Source organism: Herbaspirillum sp. B65, from assembly GCF_000333555.1.
GTDB classification, from domain to species: domain Bacteria; phylum Pseudomonadota; class Gammaproteobacteria; order Burkholderiales; family Burkholderiaceae_D; genus Herbaspirillum; species Herbaspirillum rubrisubalbicans.
Genome location: NZ_BADI01000869.1, coordinates 1 through 8,721, shown reverse-complemented (window position 1 = coordinate 8,721; position 8,721 = coordinate 1). Strand labels below are relative to the sequence as shown.

General features: G+C 63.9%; 7 protein-coding genes and 2 pseudogenes. 7 read left to right on the top strand and 2 right to left on the bottom strand.

The window, feature by feature from the left end; all coding sequences use genetic code 11:
• Positions 1 to 316 (bottom strand): transporter substrate-binding domain-containing protein (locus I5W_RS20710; protein WP_044530643.1); only part of this gene is annotated, 316 nt, incomplete at its 3' end.
• A 609-nt stretch (positions 317 to 925) separates the two neighbouring features.
• Between I5W_RS20710 and I5W_RS20705 the strand changes: the two genes are divergently transcribed.
• The 3 genes from I5W_RS20705 to I5W_RS20695 all read left to right on the top strand — a co-directional run bounded on the left by I5W_RS20705 (position 926) and on the right by I5W_RS20695 (position 3,982).
• Positions 926 to 1,246 (top strand): hypothetical protein, encoded by a 321-nt coding sequence (locus I5W_RS20705; protein ID WP_044530642.1) that lies wholly within the window; start codon positions 926 to 928, stop codon positions 1,244 to 1,246.
• Between the two features lie 161 nt (positions 1,247 to 1,407).
• The gene (gene rarD / locus I5W_RS20700) at positions 1,408 to 2,313 is read left to right on the top strand and encodes an EamA family transporter RarD (protein WP_171940931.1); all 906 of its coding nucleotides are present in this window, start codon (positions 1,408 to 1,410) and stop codon (positions 2,311 to 2,313) included.
• Between the two features lie 112 nt (positions 2,314 to 2,425).
• On the top strand, positions 2,426 to 3,982 hold the full coding sequence (locus tag I5W_RS20695; RefSeq protein WP_044530640.1) for a sensor domain-containing diguanylate cyclase: 1,557 nt from the start codon (positions 2,426 to 2,428) through the stop codon (positions 3,980 to 3,982).
• Positions 3,983 to 4,048: 66 nt separating this feature from the next.
• Here the strand turns inward: I5W_RS20695 and I5W_RS20690 are convergent.
• Positions 4,049 to 4,474, bottom strand: a pseudogene (locus I5W_RS20690) (class 1 fructose-bisphosphatase); the annotation flags it as partial.
• Here I5W_RS20690 and I5W_RS20685 point away from each other — a divergent pair.
• The 4 genes and pseudogenes from I5W_RS20685 to xylB form a co-directional block, all read left to right on the top strand.
• Positions 4,468 to 4,863, top strand: a pseudogene (locus I5W_RS20685) (zinc-binding dehydrogenase); the annotation flags it as partial. The pseudogenes I5W_RS20690 and I5W_RS20685 sit on opposite strands and share 7 nt — an antisense overlap.
• A 2-nt stretch (positions 4,864 to 4,865) precedes the next feature.
• On the top strand, positions 4,866 to 6,104 hold the full coding sequence (locus I5W_RS20680; RefSeq protein ID WP_044530639.1) for an ABC transporter ATP-binding protein: 1,239 nt from the start codon (positions 4,866 to 4,868) through the stop codon (positions 6,102 to 6,104).
• Positions 6,040 to 6,921 carry an AraC family transcriptional regulator gene (locus tag I5W_RS20675; protein ID WP_044530638.1) on the top strand — a complete coding sequence of 294 codons (882 nt, stop codon included), beginning with the start codon at positions 6,040 to 6,042 and terminating at the stop codon, positions 6,919 to 6,921. Before I5W_RS20680 ends, I5W_RS20675 begins: the two co-directional genes overlap by 65 nt.
• A gap of 26 nt (positions 6,922 to 6,947) precedes the next feature.
• The gene (gene xylB / locus I5W_RS20670) at positions 6,948 to 8,429 is read left to right on the top strand and encodes a xylulokinase (RefSeq protein ID WP_044530637.1); all 1,482 of its coding nucleotides are present in this window, start codon (positions 6,948 to 6,950) and stop codon (positions 8,427 to 8,429) included.
• The last annotated feature ends 292 nt before the right edge of the window (positions 8,430 to 8,721 follow it).

The window sequence follows — 8,721 nt, the reverse complement described above, 5'->3', positions numbered from 1 at the left end:
CCGCGTGAAAGGCCAGGTATTGCTGGCGCTCCGGGGTGTTCTTCAGCGATGCCACCATGGAGACTGCACCACTCTCGGCTTCCTTGAGCACGCGATGGAAGGGGCCGACATAGCGCACCTCATAGGGGATCTTCAGCGCCGTCAATGCACGGGTGGCGATCTCGATACTGGCCCCGGTGAGACGCTTGCCGTCATACCAGTGCAGGGGCGCGTAATCGGAGTCGGCCGAGATGATCACCTTGGCGCAGTCGGCGGCCGCAACCGACAGCGGCATGGTCATTGCGACCAGCATGATAGCGGGCAAAAGCTTCTGCATGAGGTCCCCCTTGCTTGCTCATCACGGCGCCCGGCGATGGGGCGTCATTGGCTTTATGTTCAATTCAGCATAGCCTGCTTACGGGCCAGACCAAAGTCCATTTCGCGTCGCCTGAGAGGCTTGGTCTTTTTACGACAACCAATCAGCCAGGACTTGTTGCAGATCAAAGGCTGACAAAGACGCGGCCCATGCGCCCTGCTCATTGGTCGGGCCATCCTACAGGCTCGCCCCGGTCGGCAAATATCCTCACACAAACTCGCATGACTCAGCATGAGGCAATGCTACGTTTGGTAACGAATCGCTTCCCGCATGTCAGCTTTGACGCTGACACGGACATGCTCGACCACACGACGAATAGCTCGCGCGCTGACTGTCCTGGACACCTTGATTGATAAAGGATGTGCAAGGATGAGATGGATTGATCTCGTTTTCTGCAAGAGTCCATTCGCCGCCGCTGTTTCTCTCAAGGACCGAATCCGGCTGTCGGACACGCGCGAAAACGCCGACAAGAACATGCAGGGCTTTCCGACTGTAGCCACGTGCGCAGCTTTCTATGATGAATCCAGGTTTTCAGCCATGCCCCCTCAACCCGGATAAAGGAGAACAGCCATGACCAAGACCTTCCTCACCGCCGCCGTACTGGCCGCCGCCACTTTTGCCGGCGGTGCCTATGCCCAGTCCTACGACCAGGGTGGCAGCTCCCTGCAGGGCAACCCGCAGCAGCAATATGATTCGACCTCCCCGGCTGCCTCGCCGTCGCAGTACTACAACTACCAAGGCGAGCAGACAGCCTCACCGGCCGCCCTGCAGGAGAGCGGGCAGAACGGTCAATACGTCGATCACAAGAGCTATGAAATGCCCAATGGCCGCCCTAACAACTATGCCCGTGAACTGAAGGATGGTCCGCTGGGTACTTCGCCGGGTGCATAAGTCAGCTATGACCTCTGAGTTCTGAACTCTGATTTCCCGACCTGAAGCCCCGGCCCGGTGCCGGGGCTTTTTGCGCGCCCAGCCCCTGCTGCGTCGGCTTGCCGTAGAATCGCGTCTTTGCCGGCGTCTCTTCCTTGCCGCCGGGCGCACCTGGTCCCATGATGAACCCTCAAGATATCGGCCGCGGCATCGGCTTGTCCGTGCTGGCCTCTTCCCTGTTTGCCTTCCTTTCCGGTTATACCCGCCTGCTGGCACCGCTCGATGGTACTGAGATCTTTGCCTGGCGCATCGTCATCACCCTGCTATGCGTACTGGGCCTGCTGGCCTGGCGCGGCGACCTGCCGCGGCTGCGTTCGGCCATGGCCGAACTGCTGGGCAGTCCGGCCCGCATCGCCTTGCTGCTGCTGATGAGCGCCTTGCTGGCCCTGCAGCAATGGCTGTTCCTGTGGGGCTCGGTCAATGGCCGTGCGCTGGAAGTGTCGCTGGGTTATTTCCTGCTGCCCTTGTCGATGGTGTTGGTCGGACGTTTCCACTACGGCGAAAAGATGGACCTGTTGCAACGCCTGGCCGTGCTGTGTGCCTGCGTGGGGGTGGCGCATGAACTGTGGATGACGCGCGCCTTTTCCTGGCCGACCCTGGCAGTGGCGCTGGGCTATCCGCCCTACTTCATCCTGCGTCGGCGCATTCATATCGATTCGCTGCTGATCTTCGCGGTGGAGTTGATGGTGCTGGCGCTGCCCTCGCTGCTGGCCTTGGCTGCCAGCGAGCGCACCGTCACCATCCTGCATACCCCTACCATGTGGCTGCTGCTGCCGGGGCTGGGGGTACTGAGCATGATCGCCCTGACCAGCTACCTGCGCGCCGGCAAGCTGCTGCCCATGGGGCTGTTCGGCATCCTCGGCTACGTCGAACCGGTGCTGCTGGTACTGGTGGCCATGGCGGTGCTGGGCGAAACCCTGCATCTGGCGCAGCTGGGCACCTATGTGCCGATCTGGCTATCGGTGCTGCTGACGGCCTTGCACAGCGTCAAACTGATGCGCCGGCCAGCGGTCCAGCCCATGAATTGAGGGCTTTTTCGCAGGCTGATTGCCGTCAACGGCGCCGCACCGGCTCCTTATACTGCCTCAAACGGCTACCCTGGGTGGGGAGCAGGCCGGCCGGAAGGGGGAGATACATCACATGCGGGCAATGCTGGCAAAGGCGGGACCGGTTGCGCGCCACTCGGTGGCGCGGCGTGCCCGTCTGTTTGTCATCCTGATCTGTATGGCCATTGCTGCCGGCCACGTCTGGCAAAGCGTGAATGCACGCATGGCGCAGGTGAACAATACCCGCATCTATTCCGGCAACATCGCTCGCACCCTGGCGCGCCAGGCCTATGATGTGTTCCAGGCCACCCATGGCGTGCTGGTCAACATCAGCGACCGTATCTACGAAAGCGGGGTGGACAGCCCGCAGACCCCTGCCATGGGGCCGCTGCTGCAGCGCCTGGCCAGTGAAATGCCGCAACTCGATGGGCTCTATGTGTTTGATGCCAGCAGCAAGCGCATTGCCAGTTCCTCGCCACCATCGCGCCGCGATGCCAACAATGCCGACCGTGACTATTTCCGCTACCACCGCGATCACGAAGATGGCGAACCGCACATCGGCGCTACGCTCATCAGCCGGAGCACCGGACAATGGGTAATCCCGATGTCGCTGCGCCTGAACCATGCCGATGGGCACTTTGCCGGAGTGCTGCTGGCGACCTTGCGGCTGGAGCACTTCAATGCCTTGTACCAGTCGATGGAAATCGGGCGCGACAGTTCCATCCTGCTCATCCTGCGCCCCGGCCTCATTCTCACACGCCAGCCTTTCGAGCCCGACTACATCAACCGCGACCTGAGCCAGGACCCGACCCTGCGCGAACTGCTGCGGGGCCCATCCAGCGGTCATGCGGAAATCGTCTCGCCGCTGGACGCCAGCTACCGTTACCTGACCTACCAGGCGGTGCAGGATTTTCCGCTGATGGTGACAGTGAGCATCGCGCGCCAGGAAGCGCTGGCGATCTGGCGTCAGCAGACCGTGGTGTATGGTGCGGCGGTGCTGCTGTTGCTGCTGATCATCGCCATCTTCGGCTGGCGCCTGATCGGCCTGATCGATCTGCGCCTGGCCGCCGAGGACCGTGCCTTGCAAGTGATGGGCGAACTGCACCAGGCCAACCAGCGACTGGAACTGCTGGCCCACCAGGATGGCCTGACGGGCCTGGCCAATCGGCGTCATCTGGATACGGTGCTGGCGGCGGAATTACGGCGCGCCCTGCGCAGCAATGGGGCGCTCTCGCTGATCATGATCGACGTCGATTTCTTCAAGCAGTACAACGATCTCTATGGCCACCAAGCCGGTGACGAATGCCTGCGCCGCATCGCCGCCGTGCTCAAGCAACGCCAGCGCCGCCCGGGTGACCTGGCGGCACGCTACGGCGGCGAGGAAATGCTCATGCTGCTGCCCGACACCGATGCCGCCGGCGCCATGCTGGTGGCCGAGAAGATCCGCGCCGGCATCCAGGCGCTGGATCTGCCGCATCGGGGCAATCCGGCCGGCGTGCTGACCATCAGTGCCGGGGTCGGTGCGCTGGAATTGCTGGAGCCCGGCGCGCGCACGCTGGAAGACTTGCTGGGGCAGGCCGATATCGCGCTCTACCAGGCCAAGCATGGCGGGCGCAACCAGGTGCGCCTGGCGCAGGCCGAAAAACAATAAGCGGCTGGCTCAAGCACACAAAAAAAACCGCCCGCATCAGGCGGGCGGCAGCGTGCTCGTGCAGGCTTATTGCTGGTGATAGGCAGTGACGCGATCCACTTCGTTCTTCGACCCCAGGAACACGGCCACGCGCTGGTGCAGCTTCTCGGGCTGGATGTCGAGGATGCGCTGCTGGCCATCGGTGGCGGCGCCACCAGCCTGCTCGACGATGAAGGCCATCGGATTGGCTTCGTACATCAGGCGCAGCTTGCCCGGTTTGCCCGGTTCGCGGGCGTCGGCCGGGTACATGAAGATACCGCCGCGGTTGAGGATGCGATGCACGTCGGCCACCATGGAAGCGATCCAGCGCATGTTGAAATCCTTGCCGAGCGGGCCGGTCACGCCCGCCAGCATTTCATCGACATAACGCTTGACCGGCGGGAACCAGTGACGCTGGTTGGAGGCGTTGATGGCGAATTCCTTGGTGTCTTCGGGAATCTTGATGTGTCGATGTCAGCCAGCAGTCGCTGGTGGAGGTGGTGCATCAGCGCACCGAAGGCTGGGGCGCCGATGTGGTGTTCGAGGCCTCCGGTCATGCCGGCGTCTACCACCACCTGCTGGAGATGATCTGCCCTGGCGGCTGCGCGGTGCTGGTCGGGATGCCGGCCGCACCGGTGGCGCTGGACGTGGTGGCCATGCAAACCCGTGAAGTGCGACTGGAATCGGTATTTCGCTACGCCAACATCTTCCCGCGAGCACTGGCCCTGATCAGCTCGGGCATGATCGATGTGAAGCCCTTCATCTCGCGCAGCTTCCCCTTCTCGCAAAGCATCCGCGCTTTCGAAGAAGCCGCCAGCGGCCAGCCGCAGGATGTGAAGATCCAGATCGAAATGGCAGGCTGAACATGGCCGATATCCTCTGCCAGGGCTTGTCCAAGCATTACGCCGGTGGCCCGCCGGTGCTGCATCCGCTGGACCTGAAGATCGATGACGGCCAATTCGTGGTCTTGCTCGGCCCTTCCGGCTGCGGCAAATCGACCATGCTGCGCATGATCGCCGGGCTCGAAGAGATCAGCGGCGGCACGCTCTGTATCGGTGGCAAGGTGGTCAACGACCTGCCGGCACGGGAGCGCAACGTGGCCATGGTGTTCCAGAACTATGCGCTGTATCCGCACATGAATGTCTATGACAACATCGCCTTCGGCCTGCGCCGCCTGAAACGCCCGGCCGCCGAGATCGACCGGCGGGTGCGCGAGGTGGCGGCCATGCTGAACCTGGAGACGCTGCTGGAACGCAAGCCGCGCGCCATGTCCGGGGGCCAGCAGCAGCGCGCCGCGATTGCCCGGGCCATCATCAAGACGCCCTCGGTGTTCTTGTTCGATGAACCGCTCTCCAACCTGGACGCCAAGCTGCGCGCCCAGTTGCGCGGCGATATCAAACGCCTGCACCAGCGCCTGCGCACCACCACCGTCTACGTCACCCACGACCAGCTGGAAGCCATGACGCTGGCCGACCGCGTGATCCTGATGCAGGGCGGCCACATCGTGCAGGCCGGCAGCCCGGCCGAGCTCTACCGTTATCCGCGCACCCTGTTTGCCGCCGGCTTCATCGGCACGCCGGCCATGAACTTCCTCTCCGGCGTGGTAGAACGACACGGCCAGCAAGTGGCGGTGCGCTGCACCTCGCAACGGTCGCAACAGTCGCAATGCTGGGTATTGCACGATGAAAGGTTTTCACGCCTGCCCGATGGATTGGCGGTAAAGTTGGCGGTGCGTCCCGATTACGTCCGCTTGGCAAGAGAGCAGGACGACAACAGAAGTCTGACCTCTGATGTCAGCGTGGAACTGGTCGAGATCCTGGGTGCCGATGCCCTGCTGACCTGTCGCCACGGCGACGAGACGCTGACCGCGCTGCTGCCGGCGCAGCGCCTGCCGCAGACGGGCGCAGCGCTGCGGCTGGCCTTCGATGAACAAGATCTGCACGTGTTCGATGTAAAGAGCGGAGAAAACCTGTCGCTGCCCGCTGGCGCCCTGGCGCCGTCGTGGCCGGACGACGACCCGCACCGCAAGGAGACAAAGCATGAGCCCGGATCTGGAGCTGGTCCATACCCGCCAGGACGAATCGTTCAGGGCCTGGGTGCATGACTACCCGCACACGGTGGCCAAATGGCATTTCCATCCCGAATACGAAGTCCACGTCATCACCGCCTCCAGCGGCAAGTTCTTCGTGGGTGACTTCATCGGCGACTTCGCCCCCGGCAACCTGGTGCTGACCGGCCCCAACCTGCCGCACAACTGGGTCAGCAACCTGGGCGCGGGCGATCAGGTACCTTCGCGCGACTTGGTGCTGCAGTTCTCGCGCACCTTCGCCGAGCGCGTGCTGGGTGCCATTCCCGAACTCGCGCCACTGCAGGACTTGCTCGATGGCGCCGCGCGCGGCCTGCAGTTTCCCGATGCGCTGGGCGTGGCCATCACCCCGCTCATGCAAGACCTGGCGCAGGCCAGCGGCGCCAAGCGCGTGGTGTGGATGATGGCGGTACTGGAACAACTGGCCTCCTGCCCGCAGCGCCGGCCACTGGCCGGCCCCGGTTACGAAGTCCATGCCCAGCGCCACATGTCCTCCACCATCAACCAGGTCTTGTCCTACATCGCCCAGAACCTGGGCGGCAACCTGCGCGAAACCGACGTGGCCGAACTGGCCGGCATGAGCGTGAGCAGCTTCACACGCTTTTTCAAGCGCCATACCGGCAGTACCTTCATCCAGTACCAGAACGGCCTGCGCCTCAACGAAGCCTGCGAGCTGCTCATGTGTACCGAATTGAGCGTGACCGAGGTGTGCTACCGGGTGGGCTTTAACAATCTCTCCAATTTCAACCGCCAGTTCCTGGCCTACAAGGGTATGCCGCCCTCGCGCTTTCGCGCGCTGCACCGGCTCAATGACGAAGCCCGGGCAGTGGCCTGAACCTCCACGCAAGCAAAGGAAACCAATTGAGCTATCTGGGCATCGACCTTGGCACCTCCGAAGTCAAGCTGGTCCTGACCGACCCTGACTCCAACATCATCGCCACCAGCAGTGCGCGGCTGCGGGTGGACCATCCGCATCCGCTATGGTCCGAACAAGCCCCGCAGGCCTGGTGGAACGCCACCCTGGACGCCATCGCCACGCTGCGCGCCACGGCCCCGCACGCCTTCCAGGCGCTGCGCGGCATCGGTATCTCGGGGCAGATGCATGGCGCCACCCTGCTGGACCGCAACGGCAACGTACTGCGCCCGGCCATCCTGTGGAACGACATGCGCGCGCACGCCGAGTGCGTGGAGCTGGAAGCGCTGGTCCCGGATGCCGCCGACATCACCGGCAACCGCGCCATGCCGGGCTTTACCGCCCCCAAGCTGCTGTGGCTGTCGAAGTATGAACCGGCGGTCTACCGCGCCATCGACAAGGTCTTGCTGCCCAAGGATTACCTGGGCTGGAAGCTGACCGGCGAATTCGTCTCCGAGATGTCGGATGCGGCCGGCACGCTGTGGCTGGATGTGGCCCGGCGCGACTGGTCCGAGCGGATGCTGCACGCCACGGGCCTGAGCCGCAGCCACATGCCGCGCCTGGTCGAAGGCAGCGCCGTGGCCGGCCACCTGCGCGAGGACTTGCGCCGCGAATGGGGCATCAGCGCGCCGGTGGTGGTGGCCGGGGGCGCCGGCGACAATGCCGCCAGCGCGGTGGGTATCGGCGTGATCCAAGCCGGCGACGCCTTCCTCTCGCTGGGCAGTTCAGGCGTCTTGTTCGCCGCCACCGCACAGCACGCGCCCAATCCCCAGCAGGGCGTACACGCCTTCTGCCACTGCCTGCCGGGCCAATGGCACCAGATGAGCGTGATCCTGTCGGCCGCGGCCAGCCTGCACTGGCTCGCCGGCGTGCTGGGGCGCGAAGTGCCTGAGCTGGTGAGCGCTGCCGAACGCCTGCCCCCAGCGCAGCAGGCGCAAGCGCCCCTGTTCCTGCCCTACCTGAACGGTGAGCGCACGCCGCATAACGATGCCGCGGCCAAGGGTGTGCTGTTTGGCATGACATCCGCGCATGAGGCGGCGCACCTGGCCTATGCGGTGATGGAAGGCGTGGCCTTTGCCATGGCCGATGGCTATGCGGCCTTGCAGGCGGCTGGCACCGTGCTGCACAGTGCGGCCTTCGTGGGAGGCGGCTCGCGCAGCGCGTTCTGGGGGCAATTGTGTGCGACGGCCTTGGGGATTCCCCTTCGACACCATGCCGGGGCGGAAGTGGGCGCGGCGCTGGGGGCGGCGCGTTTGGGGCGCCTGGCGCATACCAGCGAGGATGTGCGTGATGTGTGCGTGGCGCCCGAGGTGCTGGAACGCTATGCACCGGACCAGGCACGGCAATCACAACTCATGCGCAGGCTGGAACAATATCGACGCCTGTACTCGTGCCTGGCGCCGGAATTCTTCGCTTTTTCTTCGCCCTGATCGCAGGCCGCAGCAGCAGGCTGCTCACCCATGATCGGGGCGGGTGAGCGCCGCGTAACAAGGGTTTCCACGTCAACGACCTCTTTAGAAAACGCGACATTTCTCGAAGCATTTCAACAGACTTCGTGCAGGCCTCATGTAACCATCTGCGCTTTCCCGATACTGGCCAGCACGACCTGCCTCCGCTTTCTACGGGAAACCAACCTCCCGCAGAAGGACTCACATGCCCCACCGCAAGACCCGCTGGGAAGCCGCGCACTGGGATTGCCAGTTGCGGCATGGCGACCCGGTG